Annotated in this window: 18 protein-coding genes and 1 rRNA gene; 7 read left to right on the top strand and 12 right to left on the bottom strand. The window is 72.8% G+C overall.

The window, feature by feature from the left end; all coding sequences use genetic code 11:
* Nucleotides 1–292: 292 nt before the first annotated feature.
* The 3 genes from ABT001_RS22130 to ABT001_RS22140 all read left to right on the top strand — a co-directional run bounded on the left by ABT001_RS22130 (nt 293) and on the right by ABT001_RS22140 (nt 4,414).
* Nucleotides 293–2,095, top strand: coding sequence for a glycoside hydrolase family 15 protein (locus ABT001_RS22130; protein ID WP_351280155.1), 1,803 nt, complete (start codon nt 293–295; stop codon nt 2,093–2,095).
* A gap of 124 nt (nt 2,096–2,219) precedes the next feature.
* Nucleotides 2,220–2,762 (top strand): DapH/DapD/GlmU-related protein, encoded by a 543-nt coding sequence (locus tag ABT001_RS22135; RefSeq protein ID WP_351280094.1) that lies wholly within the window; start codon nt 2,220–2,222, stop codon nt 2,760–2,762.
* An 11-nt stretch (nt 2,763–2,773) separates the two neighbouring features.
* Nucleotides 2,774–4,414 carry a PucR family transcriptional regulator gene (locus ABT001_RS22140; RefSeq protein WP_351280096.1) on the top strand — a complete coding sequence of 547 codons (1,641 nt, stop codon included), beginning with the start codon at nt 2,774–2,776 and terminating at the stop codon, nt 4,412–4,414.
* A gap of 6 nt (nt 4,415–4,420) precedes the next feature.
* On the opposite strand, the gene ABT001_RS22145 is transcribed toward ABT001_RS22140, so the two are convergent.
* The 5 genes from ABT001_RS22145 to ABT001_RS22165 all read right to left on the bottom strand — a co-directional run bounded on the left by ABT001_RS22145 (nt 4,421) and on the right by ABT001_RS22165 (nt 9,555).
* Nucleotides 4,421–5,500 (bottom strand): glycosyltransferase family 4 protein, encoded by a 1,080-nt coding sequence (locus tag ABT001_RS22145; protein ID WP_351280098.1) that lies wholly within the window; start codon nt 5,498–5,500, stop codon nt 4,421–4,423.
* Between the two features lie 174 nt (nt 5,501–5,674).
* Nucleotides 5,675–7,420, bottom strand: a complete 1,746-nt coding sequence (recN, locus tag ABT001_RS22150; RefSeq protein ID WP_351280101.1) for a DNA repair protein RecN — start codon at nt 7,418–7,420, stop codon at nt 5,675–5,677.
* 83 nt (nt 7,421–7,503) lie between these two features.
* Nucleotides 7,504–8,427: an NAD kinase gene (locus ABT001_RS22155; protein ID WP_351280104.1), complete on the bottom strand. Its 924-nt coding sequence runs from the start codon at nt 8,425–8,427 to the stop codon at nt 7,504–7,506.
* Nucleotides 8,424–9,239, bottom strand: a complete 816-nt coding sequence (locus ABT001_RS22160; RefSeq protein WP_351280107.1) for a TlyA family RNA methyltransferase — start codon at nt 9,237–9,239, stop codon at nt 8,424–8,426. Before ABT001_RS22160 ends, ABT001_RS22155 begins: the two co-directional genes overlap by 4 nt.
* Before the next feature lie 7 nt (nt 9,240–9,246).
* Complete coding sequence (locus ABT001_RS22165; RefSeq protein WP_351280109.1) at nt 9,247–9,555, bottom strand: hypothetical protein; 309 nt, start codon at nt 9,553–9,555, stop codon at nt 9,247–9,249.
* Nucleotides 9,556–9,597: 42 nt separating this feature from the next.
* On the opposite strand from ABT001_RS22165, the gene ABT001_RS22170 reads away from it, so the two are divergent.
* Entirely contained in the window at nt 9,598–9,945 is a 348-nt protein-coding gene (locus tag ABT001_RS22170; protein ID WP_351280112.1) for an SCP2 sterol-binding domain-containing protein, read from the top strand.
* Here ABT001_RS22170 and ABT001_RS22175 read toward each other — a convergent pair.
* The 4 genes from ABT001_RS22175 to ABT001_RS22190 all read right to left on the bottom strand — a co-directional run bounded on the left by ABT001_RS22175 (nt 9,929) and on the right by ABT001_RS22190 (nt 14,014).
* Nucleotides 9,929–10,762, bottom strand: a complete 834-nt coding sequence (locus ABT001_RS22175; protein WP_351280115.1) for an ABC transporter ATP-binding protein — start codon at nt 10,760–10,762, stop codon at nt 9,929–9,931. The two genes, ABT001_RS22170 and ABT001_RS22175, sit on opposite strands and share 17 nt — an antisense overlap.
* Nucleotides 10,763–10,806: 44 nt before the next feature.
* Nucleotides 10,807–11,865 carry a FecCD family ABC transporter permease gene (locus tag ABT001_RS22180; RefSeq protein WP_351280117.1) on the bottom strand — a complete coding sequence of 353 codons (1,059 nt, stop codon included), beginning with the start codon at nt 11,863–11,865 and terminating at the stop codon, nt 10,807–10,809.
* On the bottom strand, nt 11,862–12,863 hold the full coding sequence (locus ABT001_RS22185) for a FecCD family ABC transporter permease (RefSeq protein ID WP_351280157.1): 1,002 nt from the start codon (nt 12,861–12,863) through the stop codon (nt 11,862–11,864). Before ABT001_RS22185 ends, ABT001_RS22180 begins: the two co-directional genes overlap by 4 nt.
* A gap of 119 nt (nt 12,864–12,982) precedes the next feature.
* Nucleotides 12,983–14,014 (bottom strand): HAD hydrolase-like protein, encoded by a 1,032-nt coding sequence (locus ABT001_RS22190; RefSeq protein WP_351280120.1) that lies wholly within the window; start codon nt 14,012–14,014, stop codon nt 12,983–12,985.
* A 72-nt stretch (nt 14,015–14,086) separates the two neighbouring features.
* Between ABT001_RS22190 and ABT001_RS22195 the strand changes: the two genes are divergently transcribed.
* Entirely contained in the window at nt 14,087–15,367 is a 1,281-nt protein-coding gene (locus tag ABT001_RS22195; protein WP_351280122.1) for a DUF1015 family protein, read from the top strand.
* A gap of 34 nt (nt 15,368–15,401) precedes the next feature.
* Here the strand turns inward: ABT001_RS22195 and ABT001_RS22200 are convergent, their stop codons facing one another.
* Nucleotides 15,402–15,965, bottom strand: a complete 564-nt coding sequence (locus ABT001_RS22200; protein WP_351280125.1) for a TetR/AcrR family transcriptional regulator — start codon at nt 15,963–15,965, stop codon at nt 15,402–15,404.
* 108 nt (nt 15,966–16,073) lie between these two features.
* On the opposite strand from ABT001_RS22200, the gene ABT001_RS22205 reads away from it, so the two are divergent.
* Nucleotides 16,074–16,841, top strand: coding sequence for an SDR family NAD(P)-dependent oxidoreductase (locus ABT001_RS22205; RefSeq protein ID WP_351280128.1), 768 nt, complete (start codon nt 16,074–16,076; stop codon nt 16,839–16,841).
* A gap of 90 nt (nt 16,842–16,931) precedes the next feature.
* Here ABT001_RS22205 and ABT001_RS22210 read toward each other — a convergent pair whose 3' ends face one another.
* Nucleotides 16,932–17,744 (bottom strand): tetratricopeptide repeat protein, encoded by an 813-nt coding sequence (locus ABT001_RS22210; RefSeq protein WP_351280131.1) that lies wholly within the window; start codon nt 17,742–17,744, stop codon nt 16,932–16,934.
* A 30-nt stretch (nt 17,745–17,774) separates the two neighbouring features.
* Between ABT001_RS22210 and ABT001_RS22215 the strand changes: the two genes are divergently transcribed.
* Entirely contained in the window at nt 17,775–18,986 is a 1,212-nt protein-coding gene (locus ABT001_RS22215) for a hypothetical protein (protein ID WP_351280133.1), read from the top strand.
* A 6-nt stretch (nt 18,987–18,992) separates the two neighbouring features.
* On the opposite strand, the gene rrf is transcribed toward ABT001_RS22215, so the two are convergent.
* Nucleotides 18,993–19,085 (bottom strand): 5S ribosomal RNA (gene rrf / locus ABT001_RS22220); the annotation flags it as partial.

Below are 19,085 nucleotides of genomic sequence, written 5' to 3' on the forward strand. Positions count from 1 at the left end.
CGAAGGGAGGCCGCTTCCGGCCATGCCCCTTCCCGCACGGACACAAGATCATCACGTCTGTTTCAGGTCCCACGCATTCGCCGGTCCCCGATGGATGACAACCTGCGGACAGTCGCGCGGAACCCCCTGGTGCGTCGTATCCTGCTCAAACACTCGCTGCCGAGTTGGCCGGCCCAGCGGCACCACCCCAGCCCGCTCACCCGTGCAAGAGCTCGTCGGTTCTACTACAACGACCCCTTGACCAGCAGTAAGCGCCCTTCGGGGCGACATGGCCGTTCGACTGGAGACGCACGTGGCCGGGCGCATCGAGGATTACGCACTCATCGGAGACATGCAGACCGCCGCCCTGGTCTGCCGGGACGGCACAGCGGACTGGCTGTGCTTGCCCCGCTTCGATTCACACGCCATTTTCGCCGGACTTCTCGGCACGGAGGAGCACGGCTTCTGGCGGCTCGGACCCGCCCGCCCCGAGGGGGCGGAGCCCCCCGCCGCGGACCGGCGGCGCTATCGCGGCGACTCGCTCGTCCTGGAATCGGAGTGGGACACCCCCCGCGGCACCGTCCGCGTGACCGATTTCATGCCGCCGCGAGACGGAGCGCCGCAGCTCATCCGCATCGTGGAAGGAGTGAGCGGCCGGGTTCCGATGCGCTCCGAACTCCGGATGCGTTTCAGCTACGGGCGGGTCACCCCCTGGGTCCACAAGGTCGACGGCCGCACCGTCGCCGTCGCGGGCCCCGATTCGGTCTGGCTCGACACCGACGCGGACACCTATGGCCAGAACCTGACCACGTACTCCGATTTCACCGTGGCTCCCGGCGACCGGATCGCCTTCACCATCAGCTGGCAGCCGTCCCACCACGAGCCGCCCGCCCTGCCGGAACCCGAGGCCTCCCTGGAGGCGACGGAGAACTTCTGGCGCGAGTGGGTCGAGCAGTGCACGTACCACGGCCCCTACCGTGAGGCCGTCGTCCGCTCGCTGATCACGCTCAAGGCGCTCACCTACGCGCCGACCGGCGGCATCGTGGCGGCCCCGACGACCTCCCTGCCGGAGGACATCGGCGGCTCGCGGAACTGGGACTACCGCTACACCTGGCTGCGGGACGCGGCCATCACGCTCTCCTCCCTGCTGCGCACGGGCTACCGGGAGGAGGCCCGCGCCTGGCGTGAGTGGCTGCTGCGGGCCGTCGCGGGCGACCCGGAGAACCTGCAGATCATGTACGGCATCGCGGGTGAGCGTGAGCTCGGCGAGGCGGAGCTGGACTGGCTGCCCGGTTACGAGAACTCCGGCCCGGTCCGGGTCGGCAACGGCGCCGCGAACCAGCTCCAGCTCGATGTGTACGGCGAGGTCACCGAGGCGCTGCACCTGGCGCACATGACGGGGCTCACCCGCAACGACTACGCGATGGGCCTCCAGCTCAAGCTGATCAGTTATCTGGAGAAGCACTGGGACGAGCCGGACGAGGGCATCTGGGAGGTGCGCGGGCCGCGCCGTCACTTCGTTCACTCCAAGGTGATGGCCTGGGTCGCCGTGGACCGCACGATCAAGCTGATCGAGTCGGGGGACGCGGAGGGACCGCTGGAGCGGTGGCTCCAGCTGCGCGACGACATCCACCGCGACGTCTGCGAGCGGGGCTACGACCCCGAGCGCAACACCTTCACCCAGTCCTACGGATCGCAGGAGCTGGACGCGTCCCTGCTGCTGATCCCGCAGATGGGCTTCCTGCCTCCCGACGACAAGCGGGTCATCGGCACGATCGAGGCGATCCAGCGGGAGCTGTCCACGGAGGACGGTTTCGTCCTGCGCTACCCCACCGAGGGCGACGCCGCGGGTGTCGACGGCCTGGAGGGTGACGAGGGCGCGTTCCTGGCCTGCTCGTTCTGGCTGGCGGACGACCTGGCGATGATCGGCCGGGTCGACGAGGCCCGCCGGCTCTTCGAGAAGCTGCTGTCCCTCCGCAACGACCTCGGCCTGCTGGCCGAGGAGTGGGACTCCGGGCTCCAGCGGCAGGTGGGCAACTTCCCGCAGGCGTTCAGCCACGTGCCGCTGATCGACACGGCCCTGCGGCTGACGGCCAGCGGGGCCTACGTCGGCTGATCCGGTCGTACGAGCCCGCCCCGGTCGCCCTCCACGGGTGAACCGGGGCGGGCTCTCCGGTGTCCGGCCGCCGGAGCTCGCGTACTCTCTCTGCCTCATCCACCGGAACACGAAGGAGCGGGGCATGCCCGGCGACCACCTCCTGCGCATCCACAGCGACGAGTTCAAGGCCATGTCCGAGAGGGTCCTGCGGGTCACCGAACTCACCTCCCGTCTGAACGTCCTGCCCTTCGAGGACGAGACGGGCAAGGCGGAACTGTTCGAGCGGATTCTCGGCAGGCCGCTGCCGGGGAAGGTCACCATCTATCCGCCCTTCTACACGGACCACGGCCTCCGCCTGGATCTCGCGGAGCGTGTGTTCATCAACCAGAACTGCACGTTCCTGGACTACGGCGGCATCCGGCTCGGCGAGCGCGTGATGGTCGGGCCGAAGGCCACGTTCATCACCGTCGGCCACCCGGTCGATCCCGAGGAGCGCCGGGGGTGGCTGAGCGGCGGGCCCATCGATGTGGCGGAGAACGTGTGGATCGGCGCCGGGGCCACGATCCTTCCCGGCGTCAGCATCGGCCGTGACGCCGTGATCGCCGCCGGTGCGGTCGTGGCCGACGACGTTCCCCCCGCCAGTCTGGTGACCGGCCGCAAGGCCACCGTGCACCGGCAGTGGTGAACGGAAGCACCATGCCGGAGCCGGAGGAGACGGAGGGCGGGATCACCGTGCGGCGGGCGCTGGAGCTGCCGGGGCTGCGGGGCGGGCTTCCGGAGGTACTGACCTGCGCGGACCGGTTGGAGCGCACGGTGCGCTGGGTGCACGCCGGCGAGGCCCCGAACATCCCCGCGCTGCTCAAGGGCGGGGAGCTGCTGCTCACGACGGGGCTCGGCCTGGGCTCCCGGCCCGCCGACCAGCGCGCCTTCGTCCGCAAGCTGGCCGACCGCGGCATCGCCGCCCTGGTCGTGGAGCTCGGTCCGCGCTTCGACCGGCTGCCCGCGGTGATCGTGGAGGCGGCCCGGGCCGTGGGACTGCCGCTCGTCCAACTGCACCGCGAGGTGCCCTTCGTCGCGGTGACCGAGGAGATCCACACCGAGATCGTCAACGGCCACTACACCCTGCTCCGGCGGGCCGAGGAGGTCCACCGGCGCTGTACCCGCGCGGTGCTGGGCGGTGGCGGTGTGCCGCAGGTCCTGGGGATCCTGGCGGACTTCGCCGCGAACCCGGTCTTCCTGGAGACTCCGGACGGCCGGCTGCTGTTCGCCGCGGGGACCGGAACCGGCCCGGCGCCCGTCGATCCGCTGCAGGTCTGGGAGGGCCTGCGCGGGGCCCGCTCGGCCCGTGAGGCGCCACCGGCCGGCGCGGTGCTGGTCGAGGTGCCGGGCGGCGGTCTCGGGGCCGCTTCCGTACGGGCCCGGCTGGTGCTCCTCCCCGTGTCCGGCCCGCTGGTGACGGTGCACCGGATGGCGGCGGAGCGGGCGGCGGGCATCCTCGCGGTCGTGCTGATGCAGGCCCGGCAGGAGGACGAAGTGGCGGCGCGGGGGCGCGGTGACTTCCTCACGGATCTCGCCGAGGGGCGGATCGCTCCCGCGGACGCCCCCGCGCAGGCGGGGGTGCTGGGGTTCAGGCCGGGCGAGGATCCGCTGCTGCCGGTGGTGATGCGCCTCGTCCCCGAGTCGGCCCCCTCGGGCAGCTGGGCGCTGCTGGCCCGTGCCGTGGCGGAGGAGCTCGCCGCCGTGGGGGCGCCCGTGCTGGCAGGGGTGCGCCCGGTGGAGGGCCGGGTGCCCCTGCTGCTGGCACTGCGCCAGGGGACCACGCGTACGGCGCTCGCGGACCGGGTGGCGGCGGCGCTGCGGGCCGCCGCCGGGCGGGCGGGTCTCGAGCGGGCCGGAGGCCGTGCGCCGGTCGTGGTGGTCGTGGGGGCGGCGGGCGGCTGGGCGGCTGTCGGCAGCGGACTCCGTCACGCGGCGGAGGCGGCGACGGCCGCGCAGGGACTCGGGGAGCGCCCCTGGTACGACGCGCGCCGGCTGGACATCGATCTGCTGCTGTGGAGGCTGCGCGACGATCCGGACCTGGAGGCCTTCGTCGACCGGGCGATCGGGCCGCTGCTGGCGCACGACCGGACGTCGCGCCCCGCGCTGCTGCCCACACTGGAGGCGTACCTCGCCCACGCGGGCCGCAAGGCGGAGGCCGCGCGGGAGCTGCACCTGAACCGGCAGACGCTCTACAACCGGCTGGCCCGCATCGGCGAGCTGCTCGGCACGGACCTGGACGACCCCGGGTCGGTACTCGCCCTGAGCCTTGCGCTGCGGGCCCGCCGCCACACCCGCTGAGAGGCCCTACGCCGTCAGCGGCTGCGCCAACTCGTCGTAGACGGACAGGACATGGGCGATGGTCTCGTCCTCGGTCGGCCAGCCCGCGGCCCGCGCGCGCCCGGAGTCGGCGAGCCGCTCCCGCTGCCCCGGGTCGCCGAGGAGCCGTACGACTGCGTCGGCCAGCGCCCCGGCGTCTCCGTACGGGACGAGCTCGGCCGCCTCGCCGACGAGTTCGGGCAGGCCGTCGGCACAGGCCGCGACCAACGGGACGCCGAGCCGCAGGGCCTCCCGGGCGAGCAGCGGCCCGCCCGCCCCCCTGCCGGACAGCACGGCGATGTCGGCGGCGGCCAGGAGTCCGCCGATGTCGTCCGAGGCGCCGACGAGGGCGACGGGCAGCCCCTCCGCCGCGATCCGGCGTCGCAGGGCACTGCCGCGGGGCCCCTCCCCCATGACGGCCAGCAGCGGAACGGGGTCCAGCGCGCGCCACTCACGCGCCGCCTCCAGCAGCGTCTCGTGACCGTGCTGAGCCACCGACACCAGCAACGGCCTTCCGACCGCGCCCAGTTCGGCGCGCGTCTTGCCGCCGTCGGAGGGATCGGAGGCGCCGGGGAAACGGCTCACGGGGATCGCCGCCGGCGCGAGCCGTGCGTCCCTGGCGCCCCGGCGACGGGCGCGGTCGACCAACTCCCACGAGGTGCCCAGCACGACGGCGGCCGCCCGGGCCGCCCTTCGCTCCAGCAGCCGGAGCAGCCGTCCACGGGCACCCTCGGCATGGACACGGGTGTGCCAGGTCACGACCAGCGGGGTGCCCCGGCCGCTGAGCGCGATCCCGGCGCGTACGGCCGCGTGCAGTCCGTGCGCGTGGACGATGTCCGCCCCGGTGCAGGCGGTCCGGAGAGCGGCGACGGCCGCGGGGTCACTGCGCCGGGGCACCGCGACGAAGCGGGCACCCGATGCGGGGAGGCCGTGGGCGCGGCCGGAACCGGCCGGGGCACAGACGGTGACCTGCACGCCCCTGGCGACCAGTCCCGCGGCGAGTGAGCTGACATGAGCGCTGCTTCCGGCACCGCCGCCCAGGACTTGGACCGTACGCAGCTGTGACACGTTGATTGGCTCCCGGGGCTCCCGACTCGGCGGTATGTACAGCTCCAAGGATGCCAGTCCGTACGCGCGTTCCGGCACCGACGAAACGTTCTTCCCCTCGTCGTGGCGACAGCGAATCGCGCCACCCCACTCGTACGAGTGAGCAGGGCGGCACGAAACTGACGCCGTCAGCCGCTACCCGTCGGCCCGCGCGGTCTCCAGCAGCTCCTCGGCGTGCGCCCGGGCGGTCTCGGAGTCCTCCTGGCCGGCCAGCATCCGGGAGAGTTCACGCACCCGGTCCTCGCCCTCCAGGACCGTGACACCGCTCCTGGTCACCGATCCGTCCACGGTCTTCTCGACCAGCAGCTGCCGGTCCGCGAAGGCCGCCACCTGCGGCAGGTGGGTGACCACGACGACCTGCGCCGACCTGGCGAGCTTCGCCAGCCGCCGGCCGACCTCGACGGCCGCCTTGCCGCCGACACCCGCGTCGACCTCGTCGAAGAGATACGTCGGTACGGGATCGGAGCCCGCGAAGACCACCTCGACGGCGAGCATCACCCGGGACAGCTCACCGCCCGAGGCGCCCTTGGCGATCGGCCGCGGCTGGGCCCCCGGGTGCGGGGCCAGCAGGAGCTCCACCTCGTCGGCGCCGGACGGCCCGTAGAGCACGCTCCGGCCTCCGATGTCGATGCCGGACGCCTCGTCCGGCGCCTCGGTCTGCCCGATGGCGAAGGAGACCCGGGCGTGCGGCATCGCGAGCGACGCCAGTTCCTCGGTGACGGCCGCGGCGAACCGCGCCGCCGCCTCCGTGCGCGCGTCGGTCAGCTCCTGCCCGAGCACGGAGAGCTCGGCGCGCAGCGCGTCGCGCTCGGCCGTCAGCTCACCGATGCGGACGTCGTCGCCCTCCAGCTCGGTCAGCCGGGAGACCCCGTCCTCGGCCCAGGCGAGCACCGAGGTGATGTCCTGCCCGTACTTGCGGGTGAGCGCGGTGAGCGCGGCACGCCGCTCCTCCACGGCGGCGAGCCGCAGCGGGTCGGCGTCCAGCTGATCGGCGTATCCGGCGAGTTCACCGGCCACATCGGCGAGCAGGATCGAGATCTCGCCGATCCGGTCGGCGAGCGCGGCCAGCGCCGGGTCGTGCGCCCGTACGGCGTCCAGGGACTGCCCGGCGGCGGCCACCACCGTGGTGGCGTCCACGCCCTCCTGGTCCTCCGGATTCCCCGCGAGCGCCGCGTGGGCCAGGGACGCCGCCGAGGCGAGCGCCTCCGCGTGGCCGAGCCGTTCGGCCTCCGCGGCGAGTTCGGCGTCCTCCCCGGGCAACGGCTCCACGGCGGCGACCTCGTCGAGGCCGAAGCGCAGCAGATCCGCTTCCTGGGCGCGCTCCCTGGCCCGGGTGGTCAGCTCGTCGAGTTCCGTGACGACCGCGCGCAGCCGCCGGTAGGCCGCCGTGTACGCGGTGTGCGGGCCCTCCACCGCGCCGCCCGCGTACCGGTCGAGGGCCTGGCGCTGCCGCGCGGGCTTGAGCAGTCCCTGCTGGTCGGTCTGGCCGTGTACGGCGACGAGTTCGTCGGCGAGCTCGGCGAGCACCCCCACCGGCACGGATCTGCCCCCGAGATGGGCCCGGGAGCGCCCTTCCGCCGAGACGGTACGGCTGATGAGCAGCGCACCGTCCTCGATCTCGCCCCCGGCCTCCTCGGCGCGCACCGCCGCGGAGTCGCCCGGGGACACCGTGATCCGCCCCTCGACGACCGCGGCCTTGGCACCGACCCGCACCAGGGCGGGGTCGGCGCGCCCGCCGAGCAGCAGCCCGAGGCTGGTGACGACCATGGTCTTGCCCGCGCCGGTCTCGCCCGTCACCGCGGTGAAACCGGGCGACAGCTCCACCACCGCGTCGTCGATGACTCCGAGCGACCGTATCCGCATCTCCTCCAACACGGACATGACCTTACGAGGTCCGGAGCCCGGCGTGCGACGGACCCCGGTGACGGATTCACTCACGCGGGTGTGCGCAGCGGCTCCACGGATCAGTGCGGGGCACCCCGCCAGCCCTGGACGGGCAGCGCGAACTTGGCCACCAGACGGTCGGTGAACGACGCCTGGTGCAGCCTTGCCAGCCGTACAGGCACCGCTCCGCGCCGCACCTCCACCCTGGCCCCGGCGGGCAGCTCGACGGTCCGGCGCCCGTCGCACCACAGCACCCCGTGCGGGGTGTGCGGCTGGACCTCGACGGCCAGTACGGAGTCGGGCGAGGTCACCAGCGGCTTCGCGAACAGCGCATGGGCGCTGATGGGCACCATGAGCAGGGCCTCGACCTCCGGCCAGACGACGGGGCCGCCCGCCGAGAAGGCGTACGCGGTCGAGCCGGTCGGGGTGGCGCAGACGATCCCGTCGCACCCGAAACCGGTGACCGGACGGCCGTCGATCTCCAGGACGACCTCGAGCATCCGGTCGGGCGAGACCTTCTGGACGGCGGCCTCGTTGAGCGCCCAGTCGGTGTGCACCACGTCACCGTTGCTGTGCACGACGACGTCGAGGGTCATGCGTTCCTCGACCTGGTACGCCCGGGTGACGACCCGCTCGACGACCTGGTCCAGGTCGTCACGCTCGGCCTCGGCGAGGAAACCCACCCGCCCGAGGTTGACGCCGAGCATCGGTACGCCCGAGGCGCGGGAGATCTCCGCGCCCCGCAGCAGCGTCCCGTCCCCGCCGAGCACGATCAGCAGTTCGCAGCCGTCCACCGCCGTGGGCGTGGCGTCCGTGACCGTCACCACGGACGGCGGCAGCGGCAGGTCCTGCGCCTCCACGGCCAGTACCCGGACGCCGAGGCCGTTCCTCAGCAGGCCCTGGACGACCAGTTCGGCGCTGCGGATCGCGGCCGGACGGCCGGTGTGCGCCAGCAGGAAGACCGTGCGTTCCGCATTCTCCGGTTGTGCCGCATGTGTCGTCAACGGGGCCCCTCCGCCACTGCACGGTCGACATCCGCGGGATCCAGCTCAGGTGCGCCGGCCCGCAACCACAGAAAGTACTCGACATTTCCCGACGGGCCGGGCAGCGGACTCGCCGTGACCCCTTGGACTCCGAGGCCCAGCAGACCGGCCCGGCGTGCCACTTCCCGTACGGCTTCGGCGCGCAGCTCCGGGCTGCGGACCACACCGCCGCTGCCGAGGCGCTCCTTGCCCACCTCGAACTGCGGCTTGACCATGAGCACCAGGTCGGCGTCGGGGGCGGCGCAGCGCGCGAGGGCGGGCAGCACCAGACCGAGCGGGATGAACGACAGGTCGCCCACCACCAGGTCCACCGGCTTCCCGTCGATCTGCTCCGGCGTCAGCTCCCGTACGTTGGTGCGGTCCTTGACGGTGACGCGTTCATCGGACTGCAGCGACCACGCGAGCTGCCCGTATCCGACGTCGACGGCGACGACATGACCGGCGCCGGCCCGCAGCAGCACGTCGGTGAAGCCCCCGGTCGAGGCCCCGGCGTCCAGCGCCCGGCGCCCCTCGACCGTCAGCCCCATGGGGGCGAAGGCGGCGAGGGCGCCCGCGAGTTTGTGCCCGCCGCGCGAGACGTACTCGGGGTCGCTGTCGTCCTTGACGACGACGACGGCGGCGCTGGTCTCGACCTGGGTGGCGGGCTTGGTCGCGGTGTTCCCGCCGACGGTCACCCGCCCCGCTGCGATCAGCTGGCTCGCGTGCTCGCGCGAGCGGGCCAGCTTGCGGCGTACCAGCTCGGCGTCGAGGCGGCGACGTGCCACTCCTGCCACGTTCGGTTCAGCTCCTGTGGTCGTGCGTCGGTGCGGGCGCGGGCCGTGCGTCCAGCGCGGTCAGTTCGTCGCGCAGCCCACGGTGTACATCCTCGTACACCTCGGTGTGGCCGTCCGCCGCGAGGTGGTCGGCGTCGGCCAGCCGCTCCAGCCGCGCGTCGACACCGGGGTGCCCGGTGGGGGTGCGTGCGACCCCGAGGGGGGTGGGCGGGACGGGGTCGAAGGTGGGTGCGGGAGTCGCGGCGGGCGGCGTCGCGGCCGCTTCGTCCGTCTCGCCCCGCTGCGCCGTGTCCGGCCCCGGCATCCAGTCGCTCATGCGGGAACGCTACCCCGAACGGCCGGTGTACCGTCGGTGACGATGGCGACCATGGAGGAGTGCCGCAGCGCACTCGACACACTTTCCGGCAATCTCGCGGGGGCGGACGGCGACGTACGCGGTGCCGCCGACCTCGACCGCTCGCTGAGCTGCCACATCAGGGATCTCGACGTGACGTTCACCGGACGGCTGTCGCACGGCCGGATCCGGGTGCTGGACACGCACGACGGCCCGCCCGGGGAGAAGGCCGAGATCCGGCTGGCGATGACCGGGGACGACCTGGTGGCCATGGTCGGCGGCGAGCTGAACTTCGCGAAGGCCTGGGCGTCCGGCCGGGTGCGGCTTGAGGCCGGCTTCCGCGATCTGCTGAAGCTCAAGTCACTGCTGTAGCCGGCCGGGCTCGGACGGCGGCGGCCGCCGTGCGCTTCTTGCGCGCGGCGGGGACGACGAGCGGTGTTCCCGTCTCGGGGTCGTCGATGACCTGGCACCGCATCCCGAAGACCTCCTCCACGAGCCGCGCGGTGACGACATCGCCGGGTGCGCCCTCGGCGATGACCGCGCCCTCGCGCATGGCGATGAGGTGGGTGGCGTACCGGGCGGCGTGATTGAGGTCGTGCAGCACCGCGACCAGCGTGCGGCCCTGTGTCTCGTGCAGTTCCGCGCAGAGGTCGAGTACGTCGATCTGGTGCTGGATGTCGAGATACGTCGTCGGCTCGTCGAGCAGCAGGAGCGGGGTCTGCTGGGCGAGCGCCATGGCGATCCAGACCCGTTGGCGCTGGCCGCCGGACAGTTCGTCGACGTATCGGTCGGCGAGCTCGCCGACGCCGGTGGACTCCATGGACTCCTGCACGATCCGCTCGTCCTCGGGCGACCACTGGCGCAGCAGCCCCTGATGGGGGTAGCGGCCGCGCGCGACGAGGTCGGCGACGGTGATGCCGTCCGGGGCCGTGGACGACTGCGGCAGCAGGCCCAGCGTCCTGGCGACCTTCTTCGCGGGCATCCGGTGGATGGACTGCCCGTCCAGCAGGACGTCTCCGGCGTTCGGCTTCAGCATCCGGGAGAGGGCGCGCAGGAGGGTCGACTTGCCGCAGGCGTTGGGACCGACGATGACCGTGAAGGAGTTGTCGGGTATCTCGACCGAGAGGTTCTCGGCGATGACCCGCTGGTCGTAGCCGAGGGTCACCGAATCCGCGGTGAGGCGCTGCATGGTCGTACTCCCGAAGTCTGTGGGGGTGGCGGGTGTGCCCGGCTTCATATGCGTCCCGCCCTGCGCTCGGACACGAGGAGGAACAGCAGGTAGCAGCCGCCGAGTACGCCGGTGACGACGCCCACCGGGAGCTGGCGGTCCCCGAAGGCGTTCATGGCGGTCCAGTCGGCGACGAGCAGCAGGGCCGCGCCCGTGGCGGCTGCGGCCGCCAGGTTGGGGCCGGGTGCTCGGGTGAGGCGGCGGGCGACCTGCGGGGCGCTGAGTGAGACGAACACGATGGGCCCGGCGGCGGCGGTGGCGACGGCGACGAGCAGGACGGCGCACGCGAGCAGGACGAGCCGGGTGCGTTCCACCGGCACGCCCAGGGCGTGGGCGGCGTCATCGCCCATCTCGATCATGCGCAGGGCCCGGCCGTGGCCGAGGACCAGGGGGATCAGGACGCAGCAGACCGCGAGCAGCGGCCAGACCTGGGCGTAGTCCCTGCCGTCGAGCGAGCCGGTCATCCAGACGACGGCGCGGGTGGCGTCGACGAGGTCGGCCTTGGTGATCAGGTAGTGGGTCGCGGCGGTGAGCATCGCGGCGGCGCCGATGCCGACGAGGACGAGCCGGTAGCCGTGCACCCCGCGTTTCCAGGCCAGCAGGTGGACGGCGACGCCCGTCAGCAGACCACCGACGACGGCACCCGCCGCGACCTCGGTCGGTCCGCCCTGGAAGAGCACGATCACGATGAGCGCGCCGACCGCGGAGCCCTGGCCGAAGCCGAGGACGTCGGGGCTGCCGAGCGGATTGCGCGAGACGCTCTGGAACACGGCGCCGCCGACACCGAGCGCGGCGCCGACCAGCAGCCCGACCAGGACCCTGGGCAGCCGGAGTTCCGTGACGATGAACTCCTGCTGGAAGGTGCCGTTGCCGAACAGTGTGGAGACGACCTGACCGGGAGACATGGCGTAGTCGCCGCTGCCGATCAGCACCACGGCGGCGAAGGCCGCCGCCGCGACGATCAGCGCGATCACGGCGAACGCCCGCGCGTCCACCCGGACGGAGAGCCCGCCGGCCGTACGGACGGCGCGGACGGTCCTGGTGGTGTCCTGTGCGGCCTTCACAGCTGGGCCATCCTTTTGCGCCGTACGAGATGGATGAAGACGGGCCCGCCCAGCAGCGCGGTGACGATGCCGACCTGCAGCTCGGAGGGGCGGGCGATGACCCGGCCCACCACATCGGCGACCAGCAGCAGCACGGGCGCGAGGACGGCCGCGTAGGGCAGGATCCACCGCATGTCCGGTCCGGTGAGGGTGCGGACCAGGTGCGGGATCATCAGCCCGATGAAGACGATCGGCCCGCAGGCCGCGGTCGCCGCCCCGCAGAGCAGGGTGACGGCCACCATCGCGAGGACGCGGGTGCGGGTCAGGTGCGCGCCGAGGGCCCTGGCCGTGTCGTCGCCCATCTCCAGCGCGTTGAGCGGCCGGGCGATGAGCAGGGCGAGCAGCGCGCCGAGCGCGATGAACGGCCACACCTTGCCGACGGTCTCCGGGTCGGCGGAGGCCAGCGATCCCACGGTCCAGAAGCGCAGCCGGTCCAGCGCAGCCGAGTCCAGCAGCTGTACGGCGTTGACGTAGCCGAACAGCGCAGCGGTGACCGCCGTGCCGGCGAGTGCCAGCCGTACGGGGTTCGCGGAGCGGCTCCCGCCGAGCAGGTACACCGCCACGGACACGATCGCGGCGCCGCCGAACGCGAACCAGACGTACCCGGTCAGTGAGGTGACGCCGAGGAAGGTGATGGCCGAGACGACGGCTGCCGCCGCGCCCGCGTTGACGCCCAGCAGGCCGGGTTCGGCGAGCGGGTTGCGGGTCAGCGCCTGCATCACCGCGCCGGCCAGCCCGAGGGCCGCGCCGACGATCAGTCCCAGGACGGTGCGCGGGACCCGCACATCCCGTACGAGGACGTCGCCTCTGGTGCCCGAGTAGTGGAACAGGCCGTGCCACACCTCGGAGAGGGGGAGGGCCTTGGCGCCGATCGCGACACTCGCGAGGCACACCAGTACCAGCACCCCCACGGCGACCAGCAGGCCCACGGCCCGCACCGCGTGGCGCCCACGGCGCACGGGTTCGTCCGGCGCGGCCACACGGGCGGCGTTCGTTTCAGAAGGACTCTCGACCAACACCGAGTTAGGGTAGCCTACCCTTTCAACTCCGAACGCCCTGTGTCACACCCGTACCGGTGCTACAGGTCCAGCGCGGCCACGGCCCTGCCCGCGTCCAATCCGCACGACCCCTCTCCGGCGTGCGTCCACGCCGCCCCGCACAGGGCCCGCAGCCCGTCGATCGTGTCGCCCTCGCCCTCCAGCGCGAGCTCGTCCCCGCGCACCGCGGCCGTCCAGCCTCCGCAGCTGAAGCCGCCCTCCGCCCGCGACACCTCGGGCTGCCCGGTGAGCAGCCCTCTCAGGTCGCGGTCCACATAGGTCGGCCGGTACTTGGGCTCGGCCGCGATCAGCTGCGCCGCGTCGGTCACCCCGGTGAGGACGAGGAGCGAGTCCACGCCGCCGTTGAACGCACCCTCGATGTCCGTGTCCAGCCGGTCCCCGACCACCAGCGGGCGCTCCGCCCCGGTCCGCAGCACGGTCTCGCGGTGCATCGGCGGCAGCGGCTTGCCCGCGACCTGCGGCTCGGCACCGGTCGCGATCCGTACGACCTCCACCGCGGCGCCGTTGCCCGGGGCGATGCCACGGGCGCCCGGGATCGTCAGGTCCGTGTTGGACGCGAACCACACGGCCCCGCGCGAGATCGCGTACGCCGCCTCGGCGAACCGGCCCCACGCCAGATCGGGTCCGCCGAAACCCTGCGCCACGGCGGCCGGGTCGTCGTCCGCCGACTCCACCGGCACCAGTCCCCGCTCGCGCAGCGCGACCCGCAGCCCCTCGCCGCCGACCACGAGCACCCTGGCCCCGGACGGCAGCTGATCGGCCATCAGCCGGGCCACCGCCTGAGCCGACGTGATCACATCAGCGGCGTCGGCCGGCACCCCGAGCTCCGTCAGGTGTTCCGCCACCGCGTCCGGCGTCCGCAGGGCGTTGTTCGTCACGTACGCCAGATGCATGCCTCCCGCGCGTGCGCTGCCCAGCGACTCGACAGCATGCACGATCGCGTGCCCGCCCGCGTACACCACCCCGTCGAGGTCGAGCAGGGCCGTGTCGTACGCCTCACTCAGCGCCACGGCGCTTCCGAGGGGCAGGGACCTGTACCGCTGATGACTCATATGCCTGTGCTCCTCTTTCCATGCCTCTCCCCCGATCATCGCGCATCACCGGAGCGCACATACGATGCCCGGATGAACACAACCGGGTGTGCCACCGGCCAGGGACTACGGCTGGTCCCCTTCCGCGGACTGCGCTACGTCCCCGAGCGGGTCGGCAGCCTGGCGGCCGTGACCTCGCCTCCGTACGACGTCGTCGTGCGGCCGGACGGTCTGCACCACCTGGAGTCCGCGGATCCGCACAACATCGTGCGGCTGATCCTCCCGCAGGCCGGCACGGCCGCCGAGCGCCACCGGCAGGCCGCCGACACCCTGAACCGGTGGCTGGCGGAGGGCGTCCTCGCCCCGGACCCGGTGCCCGTGCTCTACGTCTACGAACAGCGCGCCGGAGACCTCCTCCAGCGCGGTGTGATCGGGGCGCTGGCCCTCTCCCCCGCCTCGCAGGGCATCGTCCTGCCGCACGAGGACGTGATGGCCGATGTCGTGGAGGACCGCGCCGACCTGATGCGCACCGCGGCCGCCCACCTCGAACCCCTGCTCCTGAGTTACGCGGGCGACGGCGGGCCGAGCGGCACAGCAGCCGTCATCGAGCGGGTGGTGGAACGCCTCCCGCTCCTCACCACGACGACCGAGGACGGTTTCGCCCACCGTCTCTGGGCCGTCACCGACCCTGCGGAGCAGGCGGAGATAGAAGCCGATCTCTCCCGCCGCCAGGCGCTGATCGCCGACGGCCACCACCGCTGGGCCACCTATCTGCGGCTCCAGCAGGAGCAGACCGCGCCCGGCCCCTGGGACTTCGGTCTCGTCCTGCTCGTCGACACCGCACGCTATCCGCTGCGGGTACGCGCCATCCACAGGCTGCTGCACCGGCTCCCCGTCGCCCAGGCGCTCCGCGCACTCGAGGGCCGCTTCCGCGTCCGGCCCGTCGACGGGCCGCTGCCCCGGGCCCTCGACGCGCTCACGGGCTCCGCCGCGGAAGGCAACGCCTTCCTCCTCGCGGGCGACGGCCGGTTCCATCTGGTCGACCGGCCGGAGGAGCAACTGCTGGCCCGCACGGTCCGCGCCGACCGGCCGGACGCCTGGCGCGCGCTCGACGCGACCGTGCTGCACTCCACGCTGCTCGACGACGTATGGCGGATCCCCGACGCCCCCGAGCACATCGCCTACATCCACGACACGGAGGCGGCGGTCGAACAGGCGGAACGGCACGACGCCACGGCGGTCCTGATGCGTCCGGTCCGCGAGGACGTGGTCCGGGACCTGGCCAGACAGGGCGTCACGATGCCCCGCAAGTCGACCTCGTTCGGCCCCAAGCCGGCGACGGGGCTGGTCCTGCGCAGCCTCGGCATCGACTGAACGCCCCGCCGGGCCCTCAGGGCGATCAGGGCCCTCAGGGCGCGAAGGCGCGACGCACGGCTGCGGCGAGGCTGGCGCGGCGGCGCTCGTGGTCAGCCGCGGGGTCGTCGGTCGTGGCCGTGTAGGTGAGGCTGCCCGGTGACCAGGTCATCGCCATCGCGATGACCATGGCGTGCACGTCGGCCGGCGGCAGCGACGGATCGATGAGTCCCGCGTCCTGCGCGTCGGCGACGGCCCGGAGCTTCGGCGTCTCGTCGGCCTCGGCGAAGAGGTGCCCGACCGGGCTGCGCTCCAGCCGCGCCCAGCCGGCCAGACGTACCAGCCGCGGGTGCGCGAGGTAGGCGTCGTAGAGGCGGACGGCATAGCCGGGCAGGTCGTCCGCAGTCAGCGGTGCCGCGTCGAGGATCCCCTCCACCTGGTCGGCGAGGACGGCGTCGAACAGCCCTTCCTTGCTGCCGTAGTACGCGTACATCTGGGCCTTGCTGACCTTCGCCTGGACCGAGATTCGGTCCACCCGCCCACCCGCGACCCCGTGCGCGGCGAACTCGACCGCGCCCGCGTCCAGCAGACGTCGTCTGCTCGCCTGTGCCTTGTCCATGCCCACCAGAGTAAACGAACTGGTTCGTTTGCCGGATGCCCGGACAGGGGCTACGGTCGATGAGGCAAACGAACCAGTTCGTTTGCCTCATCGACCGAGGAGACCTTCATGAGCACTTCCGCAACACGTCTGGCCGGAACCGTCGCCCTGGTCACCGGGGCGAGCAGCGGCATCGGGGAGGCCTCCGCCCGTTCCCTGGCCGCCCAGGGGGCGACCGTCGCCCTGGTCGCCCGCCGGAAGGACCGCCTGGAGAGCGTGGCCACCGGCATACGCGCGTCCGGGGGCCTTGCCCTTGTCTTCCCCGCCGACCTGACCGACGGCGGGTCGGCCTCGCTCGTCGAGCGCGTCCTGGCGGATACCGGGCGGCTGGACACCCTGGTCAACGCGGCGGGCATCATGCTCGTCGGCCCGGCCCTGGACGCGCCGGCCGGGGAATGGCAGCGCAACGTCGACCTGAACGTCTCCGCCCTGCTGAACCTGACGCACGCCGCCCTGCCCCACCTGGTCGCCGCGGCCCGGGACGGGAGGCGCGGGGTGGCCGACCTGGTCAACATCAGCTCCGTCGCCGGGCGTCAGGCCATCGGCGGCGCCGCCGTGTACAGCGCCACCAAAGCGGCCGTCACCGCCTTCAGCGAAGCACTGCGCCAGGAACTCGCCGCCCAGCACGTCCGCGTCAGCTCCGTCGAACCCGGAGCCGTCACCACCGAACTCACCGACCACATCCGTGACGGCGTCCGCGAGCAGAACGAGGCCTGGTACGCCGCACTCGAAGCCCTTCGGCCGGAGGACGTCGCCGACGTGATCACCTATGTCGTCACCCGTCCACGTCATGTGGCTGTCAACGAACTCCTGGTCAGGCCGACCGACCAGACCTGAGACCAGGAGACCCCTGCGGCTTCCGTAAACGACGGAGGGCGGCACCCGCTGCGGGTGCCGCCCTCCTCATGTTCCGAGCTTCAGCGGTGCTCAGGCCTTCGTGGGGCCGTCGGCGTCGCTGTCTTCATCGGCCGTGTCGTCATCGTCGTCCGCGTCGTCCGCGTCGTCCGCGTCGTCCGCGTCGTCATCGTCGTCATCGTCGAAGTCGGCCGTGTCCCGGTCCTCCGTGGCCCGGCCTGCGCCGCCTTCGGCCCCGGCCGCTTCGCCGGGGTGCTCGTCGTCATCGCCGAGCACGTCGACGAACTCCACGCCGTCGAGTTCGGCCAGCCGGTCGGACGCGTCGGTCGCGCCGTCCTTGTCGGCCTCCATAGCCTTCCCGAACCATTCACGGGCCTCGTCCTTGCGCCCGGCTTCCAGGAGCGCGTCGGCGTAGGCGTAACGCAGGCGCGGCGTCCACGAGTGGACGGCGCTCGACGCGAGCTCCGGGCTCTGCAGCGTGACGATCGCGGCGTCGATCTGCCCCATGTCCCTGCGGGCACCTGCGGCGACGAGGCGCATCTCGACCTGGCCGGCCTTGTCCAGCTTCTGCACCTCGGGTTCACCGGCCATGGCCATGGCCCGCTCGGGCCGGCCCAGTCCGCGTTCGCAGTCGGCCATGACGGGCCACAGGTCCACGGAACCGGTCATTCGGCGCGACGCCCGGAACTCAGCCAGCGCTTCGGCGTACTTCTGGGTGGCGTACGCGGCGAAGCCTGCGGCCTCACGCACTGCGGCGACCCTGGACGCCAGCCGAAGGGCGATGCGCGAGTAGGCGTAAGCCTGCTCGGGGTCCTCGTCGATCAGCCGGGCGACCATGACGAGGTTCCTCGCGACGTCCTCCGCGAGGGTCTTCGGCAGGCTCATCAGCTCCTGCCGGACGTCCTTGTCGATCTCGTGCCCGGTGACCTCGTCGGGGATGGGGAGCCGCTTGATGGGCTCACGTTCCCGGTCGTCGCGTCCCTGGTATCCGCCGCGGTCGTCGCGACCACGGTAGCCGCCACGGTCGTTGCCCCGGTCATTGTCGCGACGGGGCCCACGGTCCCGGTCGCGGCTCCGGTCGTCGCGGCGGAAGCCGCCGCCGGTGCTGCCGCCTCGGTCGTCGTCACGGCGCGGGCCGCGCGGCCGGTCGTCGCGGCGCTCGAACCCACCACCGGTGGGACGGCTGCCGCCACGGTCGTCACGCTGCCCACCCCGGTAGCCACCACGATCGTCCTCACGACGGGGGGCACGGTCGTCACGACGGAAGCTGCTGGGCCGGTCGTCGTCACGGCGCGGGCCACGGTCGCGGTCATCGCGACGGAAACCGCCGCCGGTGCCGCTGCCTCGGTCGTCGTCACGGCGCGGGCCGCGCGGCCGGTCGTCGCGGCGCTCGAACCCACCACCGGTGGGACGGCTGCCGCCACGGTCGTCACGCTGCCCACCCCGGTAGCCACCACGATCGTCCTCACGACGGGGGGCACGGTCATCGCGGCGGAAACCGCCGCCGGTGCTGCCGGCACCCCGGCTGTCATCACGGCGGAAGCCACCGCCGGCGCTGCCGCCACCCCGGCTGTCGTCACGGCGGAAACCACCACCGCCGCCGGAGCCACGGCTGTCGTCGCGGCGGAAGCCTCCGCCGGTGCCGCTGCCTCGGTCGTCGTCACGGCGCGGGCCGCGCGGCCGGTCGTCTCGGCGCTCGAACCCACCACCGGTGGGACGGCTGCCGCCACGGTCATCACGCTGCCCACCCCGGTAGCCACCACGGTCGTCCTCACGACGAGGGGCACGGTCATCACGACGGAAACCGCCGCCGCCGGTGCCGGCAGCACCACGGTTGTCGTCACGACGGGGGCCGCGGTCACGGTCGTCTCGACGAGGGCCGCGGTCGTTGTCACGTCGAGGCGCCCCGGACCGGTCGTCACGAGCGCCTCGGAAGCCGCCCCTGTCACCACCGTCCCGGCGACGCGGCTCGCGCTCCGGACGGTCGTCGGAAGAGTTGGTGGACATGGGGGTGACTCCTGTCATCGGGTACCACAGACATTCTCGCGCAGCCGACCATCCGACGCGCTTCGGCAAATAAAAAAGGACCCCTGGCCCCAGCATGAACGCTGGGACCAAGGGTCCTGAAAGGTTGTTCGGCGGCGTCCTACTCTCCCACAGGGTCCCCCCTGCAGTACCATCGGCGCTGAAAGGCTTAGCTTCCGGGTTCGGAATGTAACCGGGCGT

This window comes from Streptomyces sp. NPDC002793, assembly GCF_040295485.1.
GTDB lineage: Bacteria > Actinomycetota > Actinomycetes > Streptomycetales > Streptomycetaceae > Streptomyces.

What these genes read in the sequence shown, in the direction of transcription:
- ABT001_RS22195 (WP_351280122.1), top strand. Translation starts at nt 14,087, where the DNA reads ATGAACACAACCGGGTGTGCCACCGGCCAGGGACTACGGCTGGTCCCC.
- ABT001_RS22205 (WP_351280128.1), top strand. Translation starts at nt 16,074, where the DNA reads ATGAGCACTTCCGCAACACGTCTGGCCGGAACCGTCGCCCTGGTCACC.
- ABT001_RS22165 (WP_351280109.1), bottom strand. Translation starts at nt 9,555, where the DNA reads ATGAGCGACTGGATGCCGGGGCCGGACACGGCGCAGCGGGGCGAGACG.
- ABT001_RS22210 (WP_351280131.1), bottom strand. Translation starts at nt 17,744, where the DNA reads ATGAGCCTGCCGAAGACCCTCGCGGAGGACGTCGCGAGGAACCTCGTC.
- ABT001_RS22190 (WP_351280120.1), bottom strand. Translation starts at nt 14,014, where the DNA reads ATGAGTCATCAGCGGTACAGGTCCCTGCCCCTCGGAAGCGCCGTGGCG.
- ABT001_RS22140 (WP_351280096.1), top strand. Translation starts at nt 2,774, where the DNA reads ATGCCGGAGCCGGAGGAGACGGAGGGCGGGATCACCGTGCGGCGGGCG.
- ABT001_RS22170 (WP_351280112.1), top strand. Translation starts at nt 9,598, where the DNA reads ATGGCGACCATGGAGGAGTGCCGCAGCGCACTCGACACACTTTCCGGC.
- ABT001_RS22175 (WP_351280115.1), bottom strand. Translation starts at nt 10,762, where the DNA reads ATGCAGCGCCTCACCGCGGATTCGGTGACCCTCGGCTACGACCAGCGG.
- recN (WP_351280101.1), bottom strand. Translation starts at nt 7,420, where the DNA reads ATGTCCGTGTTGGAGGAGATGCGGATACGGTCGCTCGGAGTCATCGAC.
- ABT001_RS22200 (WP_351280125.1), bottom strand. Translation starts at nt 15,965, where the DNA reads ATGGACAAGGCACAGGCGAGCAGACGACGTCTGCTGGACGCGGGCGCG.
- ABT001_RS22135 (WP_351280094.1), top strand. Translation starts at nt 2,220, where the DNA reads ATGCCCGGCGACCACCTCCTGCGCATCCACAGCGACGAGTTCAAGGCC.